Annotated in this window: 21 protein-coding genes; 15 read left to right on the top strand and 6 right to left on the bottom strand. The window is 72.8% G+C overall.

Annotated elements, in window-relative coordinates; all coding sequences use genetic code 11:
- Positions 1-23: 23 nt before the first annotated feature.
- Positions 24-1,013, bottom strand: coding sequence for a type I pantothenate kinase (gene coaA, locus CFP65_RS14845; RefSeq protein ID WP_104816553.1), 990 nt, complete (start codon positions 1,011-1,013; stop codon positions 24-26).
- Positions 1,014-1,112: 99 nt separating this feature from the next.
- Between coaA and glmS the strand changes: the two genes are divergently transcribed.
- On the top strand, positions 1,113-2,969 hold the full coding sequence (glmS, locus tag CFP65_RS14840; protein ID WP_104816552.1) for a glutamine--fructose-6-phosphate transaminase (isomerizing): 1,857 nt from the start codon (positions 1,113-1,115) through the stop codon (positions 2,967-2,969).
- A gap of 38 nt (positions 2,970-3,007) precedes the next feature.
- Here glmS and CFP65_RS14835 read toward each other — a convergent pair whose 3' ends face one another.
- Positions 3,008-3,559: a Uma2 family endonuclease gene (locus CFP65_RS14835; RefSeq protein WP_104816551.1), complete on the bottom strand. Its 552-nt coding sequence runs from the start codon at positions 3,557-3,559 to the stop codon at positions 3,008-3,010.
- An 87-nt stretch (positions 3,560-3,646) separates the two neighbouring features.
- On the opposite strand from CFP65_RS14835, the gene CFP65_RS14830 reads away from it, so the two are divergent.
- The 4 genes from CFP65_RS14830 to CFP65_RS14815 all read left to right on the top strand — a co-directional run bounded on the left by CFP65_RS14830 (position 3,647) and on the right by CFP65_RS14815 (position 8,171).
- Positions 3,647-4,027 carry a holo-ACP synthase gene (locus CFP65_RS14830; protein ID WP_104816550.1) on the top strand — a complete coding sequence of 127 codons (381 nt, stop codon included), beginning with the start codon at positions 3,647-3,649 and terminating at the stop codon, positions 4,025-4,027.
- 10 nt (positions 4,028-4,037) lie between these two features.
- Positions 4,038-5,537 (top strand): NAD(P)H-hydrate dehydratase, encoded by a 1,500-nt coding sequence (locus CFP65_RS14825; protein WP_104816549.1) that lies wholly within the window; start codon positions 4,038-4,040, stop codon positions 5,535-5,537.
- A gap of 77 nt (positions 5,538-5,614) precedes the next feature.
- On the top strand, positions 5,615-6,799 hold the full coding sequence (gene alr / locus CFP65_RS14820) for an alanine racemase (RefSeq protein WP_104816548.1): 1,185 nt from the start codon (positions 5,615-5,617) through the stop codon (positions 6,797-6,799).
- 46 nt (positions 6,800-6,845) lie between these two features.
- Positions 6,846-8,171 carry an alpha/beta fold hydrolase gene (locus CFP65_RS14815; protein ID WP_104816547.1) on the top strand — a complete coding sequence of 442 codons (1,326 nt, stop codon included), beginning with the start codon at positions 6,846-6,848 and terminating at the stop codon, positions 8,169-8,171.
- 93 nt (positions 8,172-8,264) lie between these two features.
- Here the strand turns inward: CFP65_RS14815 and CFP65_RS14810 are convergent, their stop codons facing one another.
- On the bottom strand, positions 8,265-10,436 hold the full coding sequence (locus CFP65_RS14810; RefSeq protein WP_104816546.1) for a PIG-L family deacetylase: 2,172 nt from the start codon (positions 10,434-10,436) through the stop codon (positions 8,265-8,267).
- A gap of 95 nt (positions 10,437-10,531) precedes the next feature.
- Here CFP65_RS14810 and tsaE point away from each other — a divergent pair, with 95 nt between their 5' ends.
- Positions 10,532-11,041 (top strand): tRNA (adenosine(37)-N6)-threonylcarbamoyltransferase complex ATPase subunit type 1 TsaE, encoded by a 510-nt coding sequence (gene tsaE, locus CFP65_RS14805; RefSeq protein ID WP_104816545.1) that lies wholly within the window; start codon positions 10,532-10,534, stop codon positions 11,039-11,041.
- Between the two features lie 319 nt (positions 11,042-11,360).
- Here the strand turns inward: tsaE and CFP65_RS14800 are convergent, their stop codons facing one another.
- On the bottom strand, positions 11,361-11,924 hold the full coding sequence (locus CFP65_RS14800) for a hypothetical protein (RefSeq protein ID WP_104816544.1): 564 nt from the start codon (positions 11,922-11,924) through the stop codon (positions 11,361-11,363).
- A 134-nt stretch (positions 11,925-12,058) separates the two neighbouring features.
- Between CFP65_RS14800 and tsaB the strand changes: the two genes are divergently transcribed.
- The 5 genes from tsaB (at position 12,059) to CFP65_RS14775 (ending at position 15,578) form a co-directional block, all read left to right on the top strand.
- Complete coding sequence (tsaB, locus tag CFP65_RS14795) at positions 12,059-12,712, top strand: tRNA (adenosine(37)-N6)-threonylcarbamoyltransferase complex dimerization subunit type 1 TsaB (protein ID WP_104816543.1); 654 nt, start codon at positions 12,059-12,061, stop codon at positions 12,710-12,712.
- 20 nt (positions 12,713-12,732) lie between these two features.
- Positions 12,733-13,203: a ribosomal protein S18-alanine N-acetyltransferase gene (gene rimI / locus CFP65_RS14790; RefSeq protein ID WP_104816542.1), complete on the top strand. Its 471-nt coding sequence runs from the start codon at positions 12,733-12,735 to the stop codon at positions 13,201-13,203.
- Positions 13,196-14,278, top strand: coding sequence for a tRNA (adenosine(37)-N6)-threonylcarbamoyltransferase complex transferase subunit TsaD (gene tsaD, locus CFP65_RS14785; protein WP_104816541.1), 1,083 nt, complete (start codon positions 13,196-13,198; stop codon positions 14,276-14,278). Before rimI ends, tsaD begins: the two co-directional genes overlap by 8 nt.
- On the top strand, positions 14,275-14,538 hold the full coding sequence (locus tag CFP65_RS14780; protein WP_371682417.1) for a hypothetical protein: 264 nt from the start codon (positions 14,275-14,277) through the stop codon (positions 14,536-14,538). The genes tsaD and CFP65_RS14780 overlap by 4 nt, the downstream gene beginning before the upstream one ends.
- A 152-nt stretch (positions 14,539-14,690) precedes the next feature.
- Positions 14,691-15,578, top strand: coding sequence for a polysaccharide deacetylase family protein (locus CFP65_RS14775; RefSeq protein ID WP_254552399.1), 888 nt, complete (start codon positions 14,691-14,693; stop codon positions 15,576-15,578).
- On the opposite strand, the gene CFP65_RS14770 is transcribed toward CFP65_RS14775, so the two are convergent.
- The gene (locus CFP65_RS14770) at positions 15,575-16,753 is read right to left on the bottom strand and encodes a class I SAM-dependent methyltransferase (RefSeq protein WP_104816539.1); all 1,179 of its coding nucleotides are present in this window, start codon (positions 16,751-16,753) and stop codon (positions 15,575-15,577) included. The two genes, CFP65_RS14775 and CFP65_RS14770, sit on opposite strands and share 4 nt — an antisense overlap.
- 200 nt (positions 16,754-16,953) lie before the next feature.
- Here CFP65_RS14770 and groES point away from each other — a divergent pair, with 200 nt between their 5' ends.
- From groES to CFP65_RS14755, 3 genes are all read left to right on the top strand, one after another.
- On the top strand, positions 16,954-17,262 hold the full coding sequence (gene groES, locus CFP65_RS14765; RefSeq protein WP_104816538.1) for a co-chaperone GroES: 309 nt from the start codon (positions 16,954-16,956) through the stop codon (positions 17,260-17,262).
- A gap of 106 nt (positions 17,263-17,368) precedes the next feature.
- On the top strand, positions 17,369-19,000 hold the full coding sequence (groL, locus tag CFP65_RS14760) for a chaperonin GroEL (RefSeq protein ID WP_104816537.1): 1,632 nt from the start codon (positions 17,369-17,371) through the stop codon (positions 18,998-19,000).
- A 150-nt stretch (positions 19,001-19,150) separates the two neighbouring features.
- A complete protein-coding gene (locus CFP65_RS14755) occupies positions 19,151-20,167 on the top strand; it encodes a LysR family transcriptional regulator (protein WP_104816536.1) in 1,017 nt (338 codons plus the stop codon).
- Between the two features lie 140 nt (positions 20,168-20,307).
- On the opposite strand, the gene CFP65_RS14750 is transcribed toward CFP65_RS14755, so the two are convergent.
- Positions 20,308-20,634 carry a WhiB family transcriptional regulator gene (locus CFP65_RS14750; RefSeq protein ID WP_104816535.1) on the bottom strand — a complete coding sequence of 109 codons (327 nt, stop codon included), beginning with the start codon at positions 20,632-20,634 and terminating at the stop codon, positions 20,308-20,310.
- Between the two features lie 485 nt (positions 20,635-21,119).
- On the opposite strand from CFP65_RS14750, the gene CFP65_RS14745 reads away from it, so the two are divergent.
- Positions 21,120-21,731, top strand: coding sequence for a response regulator transcription factor (locus CFP65_RS14745; RefSeq protein ID WP_014136228.1), 612 nt, complete (start codon positions 21,120-21,122; stop codon positions 21,729-21,731).
- Positions 21,732-21,914 lie beyond the last annotated feature (183 nt).

The following is a 21,914-nucleotide window of genomic DNA, read 5'->3' as shown; positions in this document are numbered from 1 at the left end:
TCCTGGGACTGACGGGCCTTTTCTCACAGCTTCCGGAGCAGGGCCCGGCGGACCTTGTGGTCGGCGCCCTTCTGCAGGATCAGGTTGGCCCGGCCCCGGTTGGGGAGCACGTTCTCCAGCAGGTTGGGCTTGTTGATGGTGCGCCAGACCTGACGGCCGTACTCCAGGGCCTCCTCCTCCGGGACTTCGGTGAAGCGGCGGAAGTAGGAGCTCGGGTCGAGGAAGGCGGTGTCGCGCAGCTTGCGGAAGCGGTCCAGGTACCAGCGCTCGATGTCGTCGGTCCGGGCGTCCACGTAGATGGAGAAGTCGAAGTAGTCCGACACCGCGAGGCGGGTGCGGCCGTCGGTGCCCGGGAGGGCGGGCTGAAGGACGTTCAGACCCTCGACGATCAGGATGTCCGGGCGCTGAACGACCAGGCGCTCGTCCGGGACGATGTCGTAGACCAGGTGCGAGTAGACCGGCGCGGAGACGCTCTCCTTGCCGGCCTTCACGTCCGCGACGAAGCGCAGCAGGGCCCGGCGGTCGTAGGACTCGGGGAAGCCCTTGCGGGCCATCAGGCCGCGGCGGCGCAGCTCGGCGTTGGGGAGCAGGAAGCCGTCGGTGGTGACCAGCTCGACCCGGGGGTGCTCGGGCCAGCGGGCCAGCAGGGCCTGCAGCAGGCGGGCGGTGGTGGACTTGCCCACCGCGACGGAGCCGGCCACCCCGATCACGAACGGGGTGCGGGTCTGCTCGGTGTCCTGGGTGTCCAGGAAGGTCCCGACGGCGCCGCGCAGCTCGTGGGTGGCGTGGATGTACAGGTTCAGCAGGCGCGAGAGCGGCAGGTAGACGTCCCGTACCTCGTCCAGGTCGAGGGCGGTACCCAGTCCGCGGAGCTTTTCGACCTCCTCGGCGGAGAGCGGGAGCGGGGTGCGCTCGCGCAGGGCGCTCCACTCGGCTCGGCTCAGATCCACGTACGGGGAGGGGGTGGGCGTCTGGACGCCCCGCGTACAGAGTTCGGTCAGCACGTGGTCCATTGTGGGCCGTCCGGTGGGTGCAGGGTGCTGTGGTGTCGGTCACTAGGCGTGGCCACCGGCGTGGTGAGGGTGAAGTCCAGGTCCGCTTATGCTGCTCAGATGTGCGGAATCGTTGGATATGTGGGCTCATCCTCAGCCCTTGACGTAGTGATCACCGGTCTGTCACGGCTCGAGTACCGAGGGTACGACTCGGCCGGCGTGGCGGTGCAGACCCGAGGCGCCGACGGGCAGTGGAGCCTCGCGACCGACAAGAAGGCGGGCAAGCTCGCCAACCTGCAGAAGTCGCTGGCCGAGACCCCTCTCCCAGCGGGCACCACCGGCATCGGCCACACCCGGTGGGCCACCCACGGCGGCCCGACCGACGCCAACGCCCACCCCCACCTGGACGACGACCGTCGGGTGGCCGTGGTGCACAACGGCATCATCGAGAACTTCGCCCAGCTGCGCGCCGAGATCGCCGAGCGCGGTCACACCCTCCGCTCGGAGACCGACACCGAGGTCGTCGCCCACCTGCTGGGCGAGGCGTACGACGGTGACCTGGCCGAGGCGATGCGGGTGGTCTGCCGCCAGCTGGACGGTGCGTTCACCCTGGTCGCGGTGCACGCCGACGCCCCCGACGTGGTGGTCGGCGCCCGCCGCAACTCGCCGCTGGTGGTCGGGCGCGGCGAGGGCGAGAACTTCCTCGCCTCCGACGTGGCCGCCTTCATCGCGTACACCCGCGAGGCCGTCGAGCTGGGTCAGGACCAGGTCGTCGAGCTGCGCCGCGAGGGCGTGACCGTCACCAACTTCGACGGCAGCCCCGCCGAGGTGCGCGAGTACCACGTGGACTGGGACGCCTCGGCCGCCGAGAAGGGCGGCTACGACTACTTCATGCTCAAGGAGATCGCCGAGCAGCCGAAGGCCGTGGCCGACACCCTGCTCGGCCGGATCGGCACCGACGGCCGGCTGACCCTGGACGAGCTGCGGATCGACGACTCCGTGCTTCGCGAGATCGACAAGGTCGTCATCATCGCCTGCGGCACCGCGTACCACGCGGGCATGATCGCCAAGTACGCGATCGAGCACTGGAACCGCATCCCGTGCGAGGTCGAGGTCGCCTCGGAGTTCCGCTACCGCGACCCGATCATGAACGCGCGCACCCTGGTCATCGCGATCTCGCAGTCCGGCGAGACGATGGACACCCTGATGGCGCTGCGGCACGCGCGCGAGCAGGGCGCCAAGGTGCTGGCGATCTGCAACACCAACGGCTCGACCATCCCGCGCGAGTCGGACGCCGTGCTCTACACCCACGCCGGCCCGGAGGTCGCGGTCGCCTCGACCAAGGCGTTCCTGACCCAGCTGGTGGCCTGCTACCTGGTCGCGCTGTACCTGGGCCAGGTCCGTGGCACCAAGTGGGGCGACGAGATCTTCGAGATCATCCGTGAGCTCGGGGACGCGCCGAAGGCGATCGAGCAGGTGCTCGAGACCATGGAGCCGGTGCGGGAGCTGGCGCAGTCGCTGGCCGACGCCAAGTCGGTGCTCTTCCTCGGCCGCCACGTGGGCTTCCCGGTCGCGCTGGAGGGTGCGCTCAAGCTCAAGGAGCTCGCGTACATGCACGCCGAGGGCTTCGCCGCCGGCGAGCTCAAGCACGGCCCGATCGCCCTGATCGAGGAGGGCCTGCCGGTCGTCGTGGTCGTCCCGTCCCCGCGCGGCCGGTCGATCCTGCACGACAAGATCGTCTCTAACATCCAGGAGATCCGCGCTCGCGGCGCCCGCACCATCGTGATCGCCGAGGAGGGCGACGAGACCGTCGTCCCCTACGCGGACCACCTGATCCGCATCCCGGTCACCCCCACCCTGCTCCAGCCCCTGGTCTCGACCGTCCCGCTCCAGGTCTTCGCCTGCGAGCTGGCCACCGCCAAGGGCCACGAGGTCGACCAGCCCCGCAACCTCGCCAAGTCGGTGACGGTGGAGTAGTCGCTGCTCCGCTCCGATCCGGCCCCCTGGCGTGTTCGTTACGCCAGGGGGCCGGTGTCGAGGGTGAACGAGAACGGGGCCGGCAGGTCGAGCGGCTTGCCGAAGGTCACCCGGGTATGAGCCTGGTAGTCGTCACCCTCAGGCGCCCAGTACAAGGTGACCTTGGCTTCGCTGCGGTCGACCAGAAGGTAGAGCGGGATCTCGGCAGCTGCGTAGCCACGGCGTTTCTGCTCGCGGTCCCTGGTGGGGTTGGCGGACGTCACCTCGAAGACCAGGTGGACTCCGGCAGACTCGGCCCATGGCGCTGCGTCCGCGAAGTGGCCGACCGGACTGATGGTGCCGTCCGGGATGAAGCGGCCGGTGGGGACGATCAGGCCCTTGGAAGCCGAGAGATCGAAGTCGGCGGCGGGCTTCTTCATGAATTCCCGGCTGAGGAGCGCGAACGCGCTCTCGTGCGACCCGTCCGGGGGAGGGGTGATGACGATTTCCTCCTCGATGAGTTGGGCCCTGAAGCCCGGCGGGGTGGACAGCCCGAGGAAGGCTTCGAGGAGGTACTCGGCGCTGGTGGTGAGGGGCTCGCTGGGCGGCATGGGGGCACCGTAGGTGGCTGAGCCGTCACTCGGAGGGGATCGAAGCGGTTCTCACTCGAAAGTGTGCCGTAAGGTCCGGGGCGACGGATGGAGGTCAGGGTGATCATCGGGGTCGGGATCGACGTCGCGGAGATCGAGCGGTTCGGGGCTTCGCTGGAGCGGACGCCCGGGATGGCGGAGCGGCTGTTCAACGAGGCGGAGATGACGTTGCCTTCGGGGCAGCGCAGGGGGATCGCCTCGCTGGCCGCGCGGTTCGCGGCGAAGGAGGCGTTGGCGAAGGCGCTCGGGGCGCCGCCGGGGCTGCGGTGGACGGATGCCGAGGTGTGCCAGGAGGCGAGCGGGCAGCCGGTGCTGAAGGTGACCGGGACGGTGGCCGAGCGGGCGGCCGTGCTCGGGGTGAAGTCGTGGCACGTGTCGCTGAGCCATGATGCAGGCGTAGCGTCGGCGGTGGTGATCGCCGAGGGCTGAGGAGCGTGTCGTGAGGCTGGCTTACACCGTCGAGGAGATCCGGGCGGCCGAGGCCGCACTGATGGCGCGGCTGCCCGAGGGCACGCTGATGCAGCGGGCCGCCGCCGGGCTGGCGGCCGTCTGCGTGAAGCTGCTGCCGAAGGTGTACGGCAGCCGGGTGCTGGTGCTCGCGGGGAGCGGGGACAACGGCGGAGACGCGCTGTACGCGGGGGCTCGGCTGGCCCGGCGCGGGGCGTCGGTACGGGCGCTGTTGCTCGCGCCCGGGCGGGCGCATGCGGGCGGGCTGGCCGAGTTGTTGGCGGCCGGGGGGCGGGTGACGGCCGATCAGGGGGAGTTCGGGCGGGCCGACCTGGTGCTGGACGGGATCGTCGGGATCGGGGGGCGGGGCGGGCTGCGGCCCGAGGCGGCTGGGTTCGCCTCGATGGAGCGGCGGGGCCGGGTGGTGGCGGTGGACCTGCCGAGCGGGGTGGACGCCGACACCGGCGAGGTGGCGGGGGCCGTGCTGCGGGCCGATGTGACGGTCTGTTTCGGGGCGTACAAGCCGGGGCTGTTCGTGGACCCAGGGGCCTCGTACGCCGGGGTGGTGCACCTGGTGGAGATCGGTCTCGAGCTCGGCCCGGCGCCGGTGGAGGTGCTCGGGCGCACGGACGTGGCGGCGCTGCTGCCGCGGCCCGGGGCGGAGAGCGACAAGTACCGGCGCGGCGTGGTCGGGATCGCGGCCGGTTCGGCCCGGTACCCCGGGGCGGCCGTGCTGGCCGTGGCCGGGGCGCAGCGGGGTGGGGCCGGGGCCGTGCGGTACGTCGGCTCGGCCGCCGAGGAGGTGGTGCGGCGGCATCCGGAGGTGCTGGTGCAGGCCGGCGGCCCCGCCGGGGCCGGGCGGGTGCAGTCGTGGGTGGTCGGGCCCGGTTCGGGGGAGGGGGCCGGGGCGGTGCTGGACGAGGCGTTGGCGAGTGGAGTGCCGGTGCTGGTCGATGCGGACGCGCTGACGGAGTTGGCGCGGGGCGGGCGGAGGGGGGCGGCCGTGCTCACCCCGCATGCCGGGGAGGCGGCCCGGCTGCTGGCCGGGAGCACCGGGGAGCCGGTGAGCGCCGAGCGGGTGGCGGGGGAGCGGGTCGCCACCGCGCGGCGGCTGGCGGCGGCGTACGGGGCGGTGGTGCTGCTCAAGGGGTCGACGACGGTGGTGGCGGAGCCCGGGGGGCGGGTGCGGGTCAACACGACGGCCACCTCCTGGCTGGCCACGGCGGGCAGCGGCGACGTGCTCGCGGGGCTGGTCGGGTCGCTGCTCGCGGCGGGGCTCGCGCCGTTCGACGCGGCCTCGGCGGGGGCGTACCTGCACGGGCTGGCCGGGCGGCTGGCGGCGGAGCGGGGCGTGCCGATCACGGCGGGGGAGGTGGCGGGGGCCTTGTCGGCCAGCTGGTCGGATGTGGTTGACCACCGGGGGCGCGGGGAACTGCGCGGGAAGGGCTCTACGGAGGTGGGCGGTTGCGCGCGCCGTTCCCCGCGCCCCTGAGGTGGTTGCTCTGCGTTGGAATGGTCCGGGCCGCGCCCCATCGGTGCACGCCCCGGTACGTGGGAGACTGGTGCGCGATGACGACTGCGAACACGACCGGGACGGCCACGCTCACTGAGGGGGTCCGTGCGGAGGCGGCCATTGATCTGGGCGCCCTGCGGGACAACCTGGCGGCGCTGCGCGCCCGTACCGACGGCGCTGCGGTGATGGCCGTGGTGAAGGCGGATGCCTACGGCCACGGCGCGGTGCGGTGCGCCCAGGAGGCGGTGGCCGCCGGGGTGCGGTGGCTCGGGGCGGCCACGCCGGAGGAGGCGCTGGCGCTGCGGGCGGCGGGCATCGGGCCGGAGCGGGCCCGGGTGCTGTGCTGGCTGTGGACGCCGGGCGGGCCGTGGGCCCGGGCACTGCGGGCCGGGATCGACATCTCGGTGAGCGCGCAGTGGGCCCTGGACGAGCTGCTGGCGGCCGTCCGGGAGACCGGCGTGCCCGGGCGGGTGCACCTGAAGGCGGACACCGGGCTGGGGCGCAACGGCTGCCAGCCGCGCGAGTGGCCGGCCCTGGTGGCCGAGGCGCTGCGGGCGCAGGCCGAGGGCCTGATCGAGGTGGTCGGCCTCTGGTCGCACTTCGCGGCGGCCGACGAGCCGGGCCACCCCTCGATCCAGGCCCAGCTGGACGGCTTCGCCGAGGCGGTGGCGCTGGCCGAGCGGGCGGGCGTGCGGCCCGAGGTGCGGCACCTGGCGAACTCGCCGGCCACCCTGACGCTGCCGCAGTCGCACTACGACCTGGTCCGCACCGGCCTGGCCATGTACGGGCTCTCGCCGGTGCCGCAGCTGGGTGCCCCGGCCGAGTACGGGCTGCGCCCGGTGATGTCGCTCACGGCGCGCCTGGCGCTGGTGAAGCACGTGCCCGGCGGGCACGGGGTGAGCTACGGCCACCACTACACGACCCCGCGCGAGACCACTCTCGGCCTGGTGCCGATCGGCTACGCGGACGGCATCCCCCGGCACGCGAGCGGGACCGGCCCGGTGCTGGTGGCCGGGCGCCGGCGGCTGGTGGCCGGGCGGGTCGCGATGGACCAGTTCGTGGTGGACCTGGACGGCGACACCCCCGGGGTCGGCGAGGAGGTGCTGCTCTTCGGCAACGGCGAGCAGGGCGAGCCGACGGCCGAGGACTGGGGGGTGGCCTGCGGGACGCTCTCGTACGAGATCGTGACCCGGATCGGGGCCCGGGTGCCCCGGCGGTACTTCGGCGGCAGCGAGCTGTGAGCGCCGCCCGGCTCCCGGTACGGCACCGTCCCGCGCGGGACCGGGCGTGAGCGAGAACCCCGGCGTGGCCGGGGTGACGGGCGCCGCGGGGGTGAGCCGGGCCGGGCTGATCGGGATCTCGGTCGGCGTGGTCGCCGCCGGGGCGGCGGCGGGCGTGGCGATCGAGCGGCTGACGGTGGGGCGGACCACCCGGCGGCGGGCCCAGGAGGAGCTGGACGCGGCGGCCTCGTACGGCTCGCTGCGCGGCCGGCCGCGGAAGGTCGCGGCGCCGGACGGCACCGAGCTGCTGGTCGAGCTGGACGGCACCGGCTGGCCCGGTCCGGGCGCGGAGCCGGCCGAGGAGGGCGGCGGCCGGCGGGGCTGGTTCGGCCGGCGGCGCGGCGAGGCACCGGTGGACCGGGCCGGGCTGCCCGGCCTGCTGGCCGGCTCGGGGGCGCTGGCCAGGGCGGGCAACCGGCTCGGCTTCGGGAGCGGCGAGGAGAGCTGTGCCCCGCCGCTGACCGTGGTGTTCTGCCACGGCTACTGCCTGAGCCAGGACAGCTGGCACTTCCAGCGGGCCGCCCTGCGGGAGGGCATGCGGCTGGTCTTCTGGGATCAGCGCAGCCACGGCCGCTCCGAGCGCTCCCGCTCCTACCTGGCCGGGGAGCCCGCGAGCATCGACCAGCTGGGCGGTGACCTCAAGGCCGTCATCGACGCGGTGGCCCCCGAGGGGCCGCTGGTGCTGGTCGGGCACTCGATGGGCGGGATGACGGTGATGGCGCTGGCCGACCAGCACCCCGAGCTGTTCCGCCCGATCGCCTCCGGCGGGCGGGTGGCCGGGGTGGCGCTGATCGGCACCCTGGCCGGCGACTGGAACACCGTGACGCTCGGGCTGCCCGCCGCCGGGGCCAAGCTGCTGCGGCGGGTGGCGCCGGGGGTGGTGCGGATGCTCGGCCGCCAGGTGGAGCTGGTCGAGGTGGGCAAGCGGCTGGGCTCGGACGTGCTGGGGCTGTTCTACCGCCGCTTCTCCTTCGGGTCGAAGGACGTGGACCCGGGGGTGGCGCACTTCGCCGAGGAGCTGCTCGACGCGACCCCGATCGACGTGGTGGCCGAGTTCTACCCGGCCTTCGGCGCCCACGAGAAGACGGCCGCCCTGGCCGCGCTCACCGGCGTGCCGACCCTGGTGCTGGCCGGCACCAAGGACCTGCTCACCCCGCCCGAGCACAGCGAGGCCATCGCCCGGGCCCTGCCCGGGGCGGAGCTGGTGCTCGTCCCGGACGCGGGACACCTGGTGATGCTGGAGCGGCCGGAGGTGGTGGACGAGCACCTGGTGGCGCTGCTGCGGCGGGCGGTGGAGTACGGCGGGGCGGCGCCGCTGCCCGATGCACTCTGAGCAACCACAGCAGGGGCGCGGGGAACGGCGCGCGCAACCGTCCACGGAGGTAGTGGGCTGGTCGCGCAGCACCCCGCGCCCCCGGGATGCCCATTACTGCAAGGTGAGCCAACCCGTCAGCTTGGCGTCCGTCGAATCGGCCGTCTGGCGGGCGATGTGCAGGTGGCCGTCGGTGCCGATCACGGCGGCCACAGTGCGGCCGGCGTGGTCGCGGGCCAGGGCGGGGGCGAAGACGGTGGGGCCGGCGGTGTCCGCCCAGGCCGGGGAGTCGCCGGTGGTGGCGGCGGTGAGGGTGCCGTAGCCGTTGCGGTGGAGCACGAGGGGCGCGTCGCTGCCGGTCTTCGCGGGCAGCACGGCGAGTTCGCCGGTGCCCTCGTGGCCGCCGAAGTGGATCGCGCGGGGCTGGGAGTCGCCGGTGCGGGCGGGCAGCGAGACGCCGATGACGTTGCCGGTGCCGCCCTCGCGGTAGTAGACGGCGACCCGGCCGTCGGCGGTCTCGATCGGGGTGACGGCCCCGGCCGGGGCGGGGGCGCCGCTCACCTTCACCTGGCGGAAGCGGCCGCCGGGAGCGTCCTGTTGGAGCCGCTGCAGGCCGTTCGCGTCGGGGAGGAAGACGTGCAGCACGCCGGCCTTGGTGGTGAGCGCGGTGGGGGCGTCCTGGAAGGGGCCCTTGGCGATCGTCTCCCAGTTGCCCCAGCTGCCGTCGGAGCCCTGAGTGGCGTGGCCCAGGCCGTGGTCGTAGGTGCGGGCGAAGACGTGCAGGGTGCCGGCGGCGTCGAGGGTGCCGACCGGGCCGCCGAGCTCGCGGCGGACGCGGTGGTCGGCGTTGCCGGCGTCCGGGCCGCCCAGGGACTCCCAGGCGGCGAACGGGCCGTCCACCTTCTGCTGGGCGGTGTGCACGACCTCCAGGCCGACGGTGCCGCGCTCGCCGGCGGTGCGGCGCAGGCCCAGCAGGTGGATCAGGCCCTTCGGGTCGACCAGCACGTCGAGGTGCGGGAGCATCCAGCCGGTGGTCTTGAGGGTCTCCACCGGGCGCCAGCCGGGGCCGCCGGGGGTCTGCTCCGACCAGTGGGCGACCCTGCCGCCGAGCACGGCGAAGGCGTGCAGGCGGCCGTCCCCGGCGTTGACCAGCCAGTCGGTGGTCGGGGTGTGCCGGTAGGCGGTGGCCACGATGTGGGTGGTCTTGGCCGGGTCGGAGCCGAGCTGGTAGTCGCCGCAGTTGTGCGCCGGGCAGGAGCCGATGTTCAGGCCCGCGTACGGCAGCAGGTACTCGCGCTTCTCCTCGACCGTCTTGGCGCCGATGTTCGGCGGCCAGAACTTGCTGGTGTAGCCCCGGTAGTACTCGACGACCGGCGCGGTGGCGCCGCCGTCGGCGTAGGTCTGCAGGGCGGCGATGGCGAACTGCGCGGCGGCGGTGTGGTCGATGTGGTCGCCGGCGGTGATCGGCGGCTGGCTCGGGTCGTGCTCCGGGTCCGGGTCCATGGTGCGGACGGTGGTCGGGCGGTGCTTCTTGAGCAGCTCGACCAGGCAGCCGATCAGCCGGTCCCGGGTGAACTCCTGGGTCTGGCCGATCGGCGAACCGGTGCCCGGGAGGGTGGATTCGGCGGTGACCTCGCCGGACCAGAGCACCCGCAGGCGGACGAAGGTGCCGTCCTGGGTCTGGTCGATGCCGCGCAGGTTCTGCGCCAGGTTGAAGAAGTAGAGCTGGACGGCCGGCTGCTGGGCCAGCGTGTTGAGCTCGACCAGCGCGCCGTCGGCGAGCTTGACCACCTCGCGCCGCCAGGCGGCGTGCGCGTCGCCGGTGGCCATCAGCGCGTACGCGGCCCGCAGGCCGTTGTGCCGGGCCTCGGTGTAGCCGGGTCGGTCGCTCTCCACGGTGGTGTTGGGCGAGTCGTTCTCCACGTTGCGGCCGTCGGCCTCGGCGGCCGTCAGCACCACGGTGACCACCGGCGCGCCCTTGGCGATCGAGCGCTGGATCGGCGGGTTCATGAAGTACAGGTCGTCGTCCGGGTGGGCGATGATCTGGAGGTACGAGCCGGTCCAGTCCTCGGCGGGCACCGGCGGCGGCGCGGTGCTGGCGCTCGGGCTGGGCGTGGCGGCCACCGGGTGCTCGGCCGAGTCCTCCGGCAGCAGGGAACGGACGGCGGCCACCCCGGTCGCGGCGACGGCGGCGACCCAGGTGCCGATCACCGCGCGTCGGGTGAACCGCTTCCGGTTGCCGGGTGTCCAGGTCCGATCCACGCAGTGCCCCGTCAGTTGTCGCATTGTCGATCTGTCGTACGAATCCGTCGCAGAATACCGGTCCCCGACGGCCGGTCAGACGGGCCGCGGGCTCCTGGCGGCCCCGTACGCTGTTCCCCATGGGTACGCAGATGACCGTCACCGTAGAGACGCCCGAACGGATGAACCGGTTCGGCCGGGCACTGGCCGGTTTGCTGCGGCCCGGTGACCTGGTGCTGCTCTCCGGCGAGCTGGGCGCGGGCAAGACCACGCTCACCCGGGGGCTGGGCGTGGGGCTCGACGTGCGGGGTGCGGTGACCTCGCCGACCTTCGTGATCGCGCGGGTGCATCCGCCGCTGAGCGGGGGGCCGGCGCTGGTGCACGTGGACGCCTACCGGCTGGGCGGCGGTCTGGACGAGATGGAGGACCTCGACCTCGACGTCTCGCTGCCGGAGTCGGTGGTGGTCGTGGAGTGGGGCGAGGGCAAGGTCGAGCAGCTGAGCGAGGACCGGCTGGAGATCCGGATCGAGCGGGCGCTGGGCGGCGCGGCGGGTGAGGGCGAGGACGATCTGGACCCGCGTCAGGTGACCGTCTCCGGGCTGGGGGCCCGCTGGGACGGGGTGGATCTCACCGGATTGAGTGAGGCTTGAGGCTGACTGGGGTGTTGCGGGGGCCTGCTGCGGCGTGGTGGGATGGTCTCGGAAGTTAGGTATGCCTAACTAGGGAGGCGCCATGACGAGCAGTGGGCCGGGAGTGCGGGCTGTGTTGGACGCCTGTGCGGCAGCTATCGCTGTGTCGACACCACCCACTACCAGGGGCGCGGGGAACTGCGCGAAGGCGGAAGAAGCCGAGTCGCGGGTCGCGCGGGCAGACAGTTGCACTGTCAACGGATAGTGCAAGTGGCGCACTGACGTAAGAGTGCGGCGGGTGCGTGGTTGGCCGCGCCGTTCCCCGCGCCCCTGGCCTCACCTATCCGACAACGGTGACCTTGGTGCCGTTCGTGGCGAAGTCCCAGAGGAGTTGGCCGTCGGCGCGGGTGGGGCGGATGCCGCCGGTCTTCTTGGTGGGGTCCGGCGGAGTCGTCGGGGCGGTGTCGCTCGTTGCGGCGCTGAAGCCGAAGACGGTGCCGGCCTGCTGGGCGAAGCGGACCACGTGCTCGATCGGGCGGTCGTCGGTGCCGGTGCCGGTGGCGGAGCGGCTGTAGACGGTGAAGGTGCCGGGGGTGGGGTCGACGGTGCCGGGGGTGACCCTGAAGGTGGCCTGGATCTGAGGGGTCTTCTTCGGGTCGACCAGCCAGACCTGGTGGGCGGCGGTGGAGTACACGACCCGTCGGCCCGAGCCGGAGGCGGGCGGGAGGGCCGCCAGGGTGGCGGTGGGCGAGGCGGTGGGGGAGGGCGCGGCGGAGCTCGGGGTGGCCGCAGGCTTGGCGGTGGCCGTGCGTTCGGTGCCGTTGGCCTGGACGGCCAGCAGGGTCACCACTGCCAGGGCCAAGGCGGTCAGGCCGCCGACCACCACTCCGGGACGCGTGCTCACGTGGGCTCCCGCCGCTCGATCCGGTCTTCGTCGCCCATCGTGCCAGGTCCACCGTCGCACCACGGACCGCGCCGGAGGCGTGTTCGGAACTCGGACGAAAAGCCGATGGCCGCCGAAGCACTAACCTTGTCCCCGTGCTGCTGCTCGCGTTCGACACCGCTACCCCCGCCGTCACGGCCGCCGTCCACGACGGTACGGCCGTCCTCGCCGAGCTCTACGAGGTGGACGCCAGACGGCACGGGGAGCTCCTGCTGCCCACCGTCGACGAGGTGCTCCGCCGCGCCGGCGTGGACAAGCGCGACCTGACCGACATCGCCGTCGGCGTCGGCCCCGGCCCGTACACCGGCCTGCGGGTCGGCCTGGTCACCGCCGCCGCACTGGGCCACGCGCTCGGGCTGCCGGTGCACGGCGTCTGCACGCTGGACGCCATCGCGCACCAGGCGCGCGCCGAGGGCCTGACCGGGCCGTTCACGGTGGCCACCGACGCGCGGCGCAAGGAGGTCTACTGGGCCTCGTACGACGCCGAGGGCCGCCGCACGGCGGGCCCGGACGTGCACCGGCCGGCCGAGCTCTCCCCCGAGGTGCAGGCGGTGGGTGCCGGTGCGCTGCTCTACCCGGACAGCTTCCCCGGTGCCACCGGGCCCGAGCACGTCTCGGCCGGGGCGCTGGCCGACTTCGTCGTCACCGAGCTGGCCGCCGGGCGCGAGCTGCTGCCGAACCGGCCGCTCTACCTGCGCCGGCCGGACGCCCAGGTGCCGGCCGGCTACAAGGCGGTGCTGCCCGCGTGAGTGGGTTCAGCCTTCGGCCGATGCGGTGGTGGGACCTCGGGCCGGTGCTGGAGCTGGAGCTGGAGCTCTTCCCGGACGACGCCTGGTCGGCCGGGATGTTCTGGTCCGAGCTGGCCGAGGCGCACCCGGGCGGGAGCCGGCACTACACGGTGGCCGAGACGCCCGCCGGTGAGCTGGCCGGCTACGCCGGGCTGATGGCCGGGCGGTTCGAGGGCGACGTGCAGACCATCGCGGTGGCCGAGGGCCACCAGGGCGCGGGGCTCGGCGCCGCGCTGCTCACCGATCTGATCACCGAGGCGACCCACCGGGGCTGCGAAGAGGTGCTGCTGGAGGTGCGGGCCGACAACCCGCGCGCGCAGCGGCTCTACGAGCGCTTCGGCTTCGAGACCATCGGCATCCGACCCGGCTACTACCAGCCCGCCGACGTGGACGCGCTCGTCATGCGCCTGGAACTGCCCGCACCCGATCTGAAGGACCCCCGCCATGGCTGACGAACCGCTCGTCCTCGGCATCGAGACCTCCTGCGACGAGACCGGCGTCGGCATCGTCCGCGGTACCACCCTGCTTGCCGACGCGGTGGCCTCCAGCGTCAACGACCACGCCCGGTACGGCGGCGTGGTGCCCGAGATCGCCAGCCGGGCGCACCTGGAGGAGATGGTCCCGACCATCCAGCGCGCGCTGGACACCGCCGGGATCAAGGCGAGCGACCTGGACGGCATCGCCGTCACCGCCGGGCCCGGCCTGGCCGGGGCGCTGCTGGTCGGGGTGAGCGCGGCCAAGGCGTACGCCTGGGCGCTGGACAAGCCGCTGTACGGGGTGAACCACCTGGCCTCGCACATCTGCGTGGACCAGCTGGAGCACGGGCGGCTGCCCGAGCCGACCATGGCGCTGCTGGTCTCCGGCGGGCACTCCTCGCTGCTGCTCAGCTCGGACATCACCACCGACGTGCGCCCGCTCGGGGCGACCATCGACGACGCGGCCGGCGAGGCCTTCGACAAGGTGGCCCGGGTGCTCGGCCTGGGCTTCCCGGGCGGCCCGGTGGTGGACCGCACGGCCCGCGAGGGCGACCCGAAGGCGATCAAGTTCCCGCGCGGCCTGAGCGGCCCGAAGGACCCGGCGTTCGACTTCTCGTTCTCCGGTCTGAAGACCGCCGTGGCGCGCTGGGTGGAGGCCAAGCGGCGGGCGGGCGAGGAGGTGCCGATCGCCGATGTGGCCGCGTCCTTCCAGGAGGCCGTCACCGACGTGCTGACCCGCAAGGCGGTCAAGGCCTGCCGGGAGAACGGCGTCGACCACCTGATGATCGGCGGCGGCGTGGCGGCCAACTCCCGGCTGCGGGAGATGGCCCAGCAGCGCTGCGACAAGGCGGGCATCGTGCTCCGGGTGCCCCGGCCGGGCCTGTGCACCGACAACGGCGCGATGGTCGCGGCGCTCGGCTCCGAGATGGTCTGGCGCAACCGGCCGGCCTCCGACTTCGACCTGTCGGCGGACTCCTCGCTGCCGGTCACCGAGGTCTCGGTACCCGGCCATGTGGATGTGCACGCCGCCGCGCACGAGGCGCTCAAGTGACCACCACCGCGTGGATGTGGGAGGCCCGGGCCGCCGAGGGCCGGGCTGCCGAGCTGCGCGAGTGGGCCGCAGCCGAGGCCGTGCCCGCCGTGCGCGGGGCGGCCGGGCTGACCCGGACCGAGCTGTTCACCGCCCCCGGCGAGCGCGTGCTGGTGATCACCTGGTGGACGGGGGAGCCGGTGGCCCTGCCGGAGCCGCCGGCGGGCCTGTTGGCCCGGCCGGTGCACCGGTGGAGCTTCACCAGCGAGCTCGTGGAGTAGGCCGGCGTCCAGCCGGGGAGCCCACTGCGCTGCGCCCCGGCTGCCCGGCACAGGCTTGGCGGCTGCGCCACGCGGGCGCCTCGCGTGAACCGACGGCCCACCCGGTAGCGTCTGCCTGTCTGAGAGTCGGCCGGATGGATGCTGGGAGTGTCGTGAACCGCAGGACGAAGATGTACGCCGTGGGGGCCCTGGCCCTGCTGGCCACCACGACCGCCTGCGGCAGCGGGAGCAGCTCCGCGGCGAAGACCTCGGTGCCCCCGGCCACCCAGCCCGGCAGCGCGGCCCCCGGCACCCCCGCCCCGGCGCAGAGCTCGGCCGCGCCCAGCGCCGACGGCGCCGTCTCGGCGGCGGCCTGGAAGAAGTGGGGCCTGCAGCCGCTGGCCCCCGCCCCGGCCGCGCCCGCCGACAAGCCGATCAAGCTGACCAAGACCGGCCAGGTGCCGGTCTTCAGCGACGTGCCGACCAAGGACAAGGTCGTCTTCGTGACGCTCGACGACGGGGCCGAGAAGGACCCGAAGTTCGTCGAGATGATGAACGACCTCAAGGTGCCGATCACGATGTTCCTGACCAAGGACATCATCAAGAACGACTACGGCTACTTCAAGCCGCTGCAGGCCCTCGGCAACCGCATCCAGAACCACACCGTCGACCACCCGCAGATGAGCAAGGTCTCGGCCGCCAAGTCCAAGAGCGAGGTCTGCGACGACCAGACCGCGCTCACCCAGCAGTACGGCACCCCGCCGCTGCTCTTCCGCCCGCCCTACGGCGACGGCGCCAACACCACGCAGCTCAACACCTCGGTGCAGGAGTGCGGGCCGCGGGCGATCGTGCTCTGGCGCGAGTCGATGCAGATCCACGACATGCAGTACCAGGCGGCCGACAAGAAGCTGAAGCCCGGCGACATCATCCTGGCCCACTTCCGCGGCCCGAAGGACCTCAAGGGCGAGACCATGACGGAGATGTTCGGCGAGCTGCTCGCCCGGATCCAGGAGCAGGGCTTCTCGGTGGCCCGCCTGGACGACTACATCCAGGCTCCCTAGCCGACCGGCTGACCGAGCATCATGAGGTGGCCGTTGCCCAGCCTGCTGAGGATGACGGTCACCGTGTGCGGCCCGCTCGGCTTGAGCTGACGGCGCAGCTCCTCGGGGGTGACCCCGATGCCGCGCTTCTTGATGACGACCGTGCCGACCTGCCGTTCGCGCAGCAGCACCTTGAGCTTCTTGACGTTGTACGGGAGCACGTCGGTGAGCTCGTAGGCGTGCGCGAGCGGGGTGGGCACCAGCTGGTCACTCGTCAGGTAGGCGATCATCGGGTCGATCAGCCGGCCGCCGACCGCCTCGGCGATCTCGGGCAGCAGCCGGGCCCGGATCGCGGCGCCGTCCGGCTCGTACAGGTACCGGCCGACCGGGCCGGGCTCCGGGTCGGGGCGGGTGCCGCCGGCCAGGCTGTGCGGGCCGGGCAGCAGGGTGGCCCGGTACTGCCCCGGCGCGTCGGTGCCGAACCAGATCACCGCCTCCTTGACCTCGCCGTGGTCGGAGACCCACTCCGCCTCGGCCTCCTCGGGCACGGCCTCGTGCGGGATGCCGGGGGCCACCTTGAGCGCGCCGTACGGGGTGCGGCGGGCGGCCTCCAGGGCCCAGGAGAGCGGCGGGGAGTACGCCTCCGGGTCGAAGACCCGGCCCCGGCCGGTGCGGCGGGCCGGGTCGGTGAAGACCGCGTCGTAGCCCGTCACGTCCACCTCGGTGACGTCGGCCTCGCGGACCTCGATCAGCTCCGAGAGGCCCAGCGCGGCGGCGTTCGCCGCGGCCACGGCGCAGGTCAGCGGGTCGCGGTCGACGGCCAGCACGGCGACCCCGGCCCGGGCCAGTGCGATCGCGTCCCCGCCGATCCCGCAGCACAGGTCGGCCAGCCGCTTCACCCCGAGCGCGGCGAACCGCCGCGCCCGCCACTCGGCCACCGGGCGGCGGGTGGCCTGCTCGACCCCGTTGGGCGTGAAGTACATCGCGGCGGCGTCCGCGCCGAACTTCGCGCCCGCGCGCTGGCGCAGCCGGGCCTGGGCGAGCGCGGCGGAGACCAGCTCGGCCGGGTGCTCGCGGCGCAGCCTGGTGGCCAGCGCCAACTCCTGCCCGGGGTCGAAGTCACGCAGCTCGGCGAGGAGGGCCTGCCCCTGGTCGGTCAGCAGGGCCCGGAACGATTCGATCTCCACGCCGACCATTGTCGCCGCAAGCCGACGGGCGCGCCGTTGGCACTCTGGTTGACTGAGTGCTAACCGCGCCCTATGGTCGTTCCTGGCACTCCCCACCGGGTGAGTGCTAACGCGATCGAGCGTCCCTGACCCCCGCGACGGCAGGTGCGCACCAGCGGTCGCCACCTACCTGAAGAACAACCCCGTAATCTCCGAAGGGGAACTCGGACGTGACCACCGCCAGCAGCAAGGTTGCCATCAAGCCGCTCGAGGACCGCATCGTGGTCCAGCCGCTCGAAGCCGAGACCACCACGGCCTCCGGCCTGGTTATCCCGGACACCGCCAAGGAGAAGCCCCAGGAGGGCGTCGTCCTGGCCGTCGGCCCGGGCCGCTTCGAGGACGGCCAGCGTCTGCCGCTCGACGTCGCCGTCGGCGACGTCGTCCTGTACTCCAAGTACGGCGGCACCGAGGTCAAGTACAACGGCGAGGAGTACCTCGTCCTCTCGGCCCGCGACGTTCTGGCCATCGTCCAGAAGTAAGCGGCACCCGTCGTAACCAGCCCGCCCCGGATCTCCGTGTCAGCACTGACAAGGGGCCGGGGCGTGCTTGTTGGCCAACGTTTCGATCCCTAAGGAAGCATCAGACATGCCGAAGATCCTTCAGTTCGACGAGGACGCCCGCCGCTCGCTGGAGCGCGGTGTCAACAAGCTGGCCGACACCGTCAAGGTGACCATCGGCCCCAAGGGCCGCAACGTCGTCATCGACAAGAAGTTCGGCGCCCCGACCATCACCAACGACGGTGTGACCATCGCCCGCGAGGTCGAGCTCGACGACCCGTACGAGAACCTCGGCGCGCAGCTGGTCAAGGAGGTCGCCACCAAGACCAACGACGTCGCGGGTGACGGCACCACCACCGCCACCGTGCTGGCCCAGGCCCTGGTCAACGAGGGTCTGCGCAACGTCGCCGCCGGCGCCGGCCCGGCCGCCCTGAAGAAGGGCATCGACAAGGCCGTCGCCGCCGTCTCCGAGCACCTGCTCTCCATCGCCCGCGAGATCGAGGGCAAGGACGACGTCGCCGCCGTCGCCTCCCTCTCCGCCCAGGACCCGCAGGTCGGCGAGCTCATCGCCGAGGCGATCGACAAGGTCGGCAAGGACGGTGTCATCACCGTCGAGGAGTCGAACACCTTCGGCGTGGAGCTGGCCTTCACCGAGGGCATGCAGTTCGACAAGGGCTACCTCTCGCCGTACTTCGTCACCGACGCGGAGCGTCAGGAGGCGGTCCTGGAGGACCCGTACATCCTGATCAACCAGGGCAAGATCTCCTCGATCCAGGAGCTCCTCCCGCTGCTCGAGAAGATCCTGCAGGGCGGCTCCTCCCGCCCGCTGCTGATCATCGCCGAGGACGTGGACGGCGAGGCGCTCTCCACCCTGGTGGTCAACAAGATCCGTGGCACCTTCAACGCCGTGGCCGTCAAGGCCCCCGGCTTCGGTGACCGCCGCAAGGCGATCCTCGGCGACCTGGCCGTCCTCACCGGCGGCACCGTCATCTCCGAGGAGGTCGGCCTCAAGCTCGACCAGGCCGGTCTGGACGTGCTGGGCTCCGCCCGCCGCGTGACCATCACCAAGGACGAGACCACCGTCGTCGACGGCGCCGGTGACGCCGAGGCCGTCGCGGGCCGCGTCGCCCAGATCAAGGGCGAGATCGCCAACACGGACTCGGACTGGGACCGCGAGAAGCTGCAGGAGCGCCTGGCGAAGCTCGCCGGCGGCGTCTGCGTCATCCGCGTCGGTGCCGCCACCGAGGTCGAGCTCAAGGAGCGCAAGCACCGCCTCGAGGACGCCATCTCGGCGACCCGCGCCGCGGTCGAGGAGGGCATCGTCGCCGGTGGTGGCGCCTCCCTCGTGCACGCCCAGAAGGTGCTCGCCGACGGCCTGGGCCTGTCCGGCGACGAGGCCACCGGTGTCTCGGTCGTCCGCAAGGCGCTCGCCGAGCCGCTGCGCTGGATCGCCCAGAACGCGGGCCTCGAGGGCTACGTCATCACCCACAAGGTCGCGGAGCTGGAGGCCGGCTTCGGTTTCAACGCCGCCACCGGCGAGTACGGCGACCTGCTGAAGGCCGGCGTCATCGACCCGGTCAAGGTCACCCGCTCGGCCCTGGAGAACGCCGCCTCCATCGCCTCGCTGCTGCTCACCACCGAGACCCTCGTGGTCGAGAAGCCCGCCGAGGAGGAGGCCGCTGCCGGTCACTCGCACGGCGGCCACGGTCACTCGCACTGACCTCGTGCCGAACGGCCGAACGGCTGAACGGCTCACCGGAGGCCCGGCCCGTACCCTGTGAGGGGTGGGGCCGGGCCTCCGGCGTTCTCCGGTCGGGCCGGTCGATCAGTTCGGTTTTGTCTTCCTCAAAGCTTGCCTTATAACTGAGGCATGATCGAGGCCCGACACCTCCGCGTCCTCCGCGCCGTCGCCCGTACCGGGTCGTTCTCGGCCGCCGCCCGGGAGCTGGGCTGCACCCAGCCCGCGGTGAGCCAGCAGATGAAGGCGCTGGAGAAGTCCGTGGACACCCCGCTGGTGGTCCGCTCCGGCCGCGACATGCAGCTCAGCGAGGCCGGCAAGGTCCTCCTCAAGCACGCCACCGGCATCCTGGCCGGGCTCTCGGCCGCCGAGGAGGAGGTGGCCGCGATCACCGGCCTGCGGGCCGGCCGGGTGCGCCTGGTCTCCTTCCCCACCGCCAGCTCCACCCTGGTGCCGCCCGCTGTCGCCCGCCTGCGGGGCGCCCATCCGGGGGTCCGCGTGTCGCTGGTCGAGGCCGAACCGCCGGAGTCGCTGGCCATGCTGCGGGGCGGCGAGTGCGAGGTGGCCCTCGCCTTCCGCTACCCGGACGCCCCGGGCGGCACCTACCGCGCCCCCTCGCACGCCTCCCCCCGCGAGGTGCGGGCCGAGGCCGCCCTGGAGGCAGCCGCCTCGCAGGCCGCCACCGACTGGTCCGACCTGGTGGCCCGCCCGCTGCTGGACGACCCGCTGGTCGGCCTGCTCCCGGCCGGCCACCCGCTGGCCGGCCGGGGCGGCCCGGTGCAGCTCACCGAGCTGGCCGGGGAGCAGTGGATCGCCGGCTGCCCGCAGTGCCGGGGCCACCTGGTGGAGCTGTGCGGCGCGGCGGGCTTCGAGCCCCGGATCGACTTCGCCACCGACGACTACCCGGCGGTGGTCGGCCTGGTCGCCGCCGGCCTGGGAGTCGCCGTCCTGCCGGAGCTGGCCCTGGCCTCGGTCCGGACGGATGGCGTGGTGCGGGTGCCGGTCGTGACCGCCTCGGGCGCGCCGTCGGTCCGTCAGATCGTCGCGCTCACCCTTCCCGACCTGGTGGAAGTCCCGGCCGTGGAGCTGATGATGGCCAACCTGCACCACCAGGGGCGCGGGGAACCGCGCGAGGCGGAAGAGGCGTAGTCGGGGGCTGCCGCGGAGAGCCAGTTGCACCGTCAACGGATAGTGCAACTGGTGTACCTGTACTGGTGCGGGGAGGGGGCGGGCTGGCCGCGCCGTTCCCCGCGCCCCCATGGTTGCTGAAACGTTTCTTCAAGTGCTGGTCAGTACTGGGCGACCTTCGGCGGCGTCAGCGGCACCTCCACCAGGCGGTTGCGCGAACGGCCCATCAGCTCCTCGCGCTCGTCCTCGGTCAGGCCGCCCCAGACGCCGTAGGGCTCGCGGACGGCCAGCGCGTGCGCCGCGCACTCCGTCCGGACCGGGCACCGCATGCAGACCTCCTTGGCACTTGCCTCGCGCGAGCTGCGCGCCGCTCCGCGCTCGCCCTCCGGGTGGAAGAAGAGCGAACTGTCCACGCCGCGGCAGGCGGCGGAGAGCTGCCAGTCCCAGAGATCTGCGTTGGGGCCGGGGAGGCGGGAGAAATCTGCCATGGCTCATTCCCTTCAGGGGCCGGGACTGTACGAACACCAGGAAATATGACTTAAGGCGACCACTGGGACAAGTCACCCACAGAGTTACACAACAGTCAATGACCGCACAGAAGCTATAAAACTGGACAAAGCGGGCATGGTATCCGGGTGATGGCGGGGGCGCACTCGTCCGGGCGAGTGCGCTCGGGGTGCACGCGTGGTGCGCGGCCCGCGCGTGAGCAGCACAAAAGTGCGGCGCGTGCACCGCGATGCGGCTGATCGGTAACGGGTCGGCCACGTACAGTGGTGGAGATGGCCCTGAAAGCCGTAACTCATTCGAGTGACGGTCGTTGGATGTGCGGAGGCGGTTAGCGGGCGCTGGGCGTCGGGAACGATCGCGGGGAGACCGGCGATCCGACCGAAGTCCGTCACCGAAAGGCCGTGTCGGAGAGATTCGTACCAGCCAGGAGGCTCAACGTGACGCGGATCAGCTGCGGAGGACGGGCATGACATCCGTACTCGTCTGCGACGATTCCCCGCTCGCCCGGGAGGCGCTTCGCCGCGCGGTGGCGACAGTGCCCGGGGTCGACCGGGTGACCACGGCGACGAACGGTGAGGAGGTCCTCCGCCGTTGGGTGGCCGACCGCTCCGATCTCGTCCTGATGGATGTCCGGATGCCCGGCCTCGGCGGGGTGGAGACCGTCCGGCGGCTGCTGTCGGCCGACCCGGGGGCGCGCATCATCATGCTCACCGTCGCCGAGGACCTGGACGGCGTGGCGCTGGCCGTCGCCGCCGGGGCCCGGGGCTACCTGCACAAGGACGCCTCGCGCGCCGAGCTGCGGGCCACAGTGACGCAGGCGCTCGCCGACCCGACCTGGCGGCTCGCGCCGCGCCGGCTGCGCAGCCCGGACATGGGCGCCGCGCCGACGCTGACGGCGCGTGAGATCCAGGTGCTCGAAGGGATGAGCCACGGCCGCAGCAACGCGGAGATCGGCCGGGAGCTCTTCCTCTCCGAGGACACGGTGAAGACGCACGCCAGGCGCCTGTTCAAGAAGCTCGGCGCCTCGGACCGCGCGCACGCGGTGGCGCTCGGCTTCCGCTGGGGCCTGGTCCGCTGACCGGCCGCCCGGTCGGGCGAGGTCGCGGATGAGAAAGGGCCGTCCGGCCGGTTCGCTCGCTCAGACGTATGACGTTACGGTCCCGAGGCTGCACCATGGAGGAGTGGAGCACCTCGGGGACCAGCGGACAGGTACTGCGGAGACGAGCGTGACCGCAGATGGCTCGGAGAGCAGTGGGGCGGG

The organism is Kitasatospora sp. MMS16-BH015 (assembly GCF_002943525.1).
Taxonomy (GTDB): Bacteria; Actinomycetota; Actinomycetes; order Streptomycetales; family Streptomycetaceae; genus Kitasatospora.
This window is presented reverse-complemented; position numbering and strand designations above follow the sequence as displayed.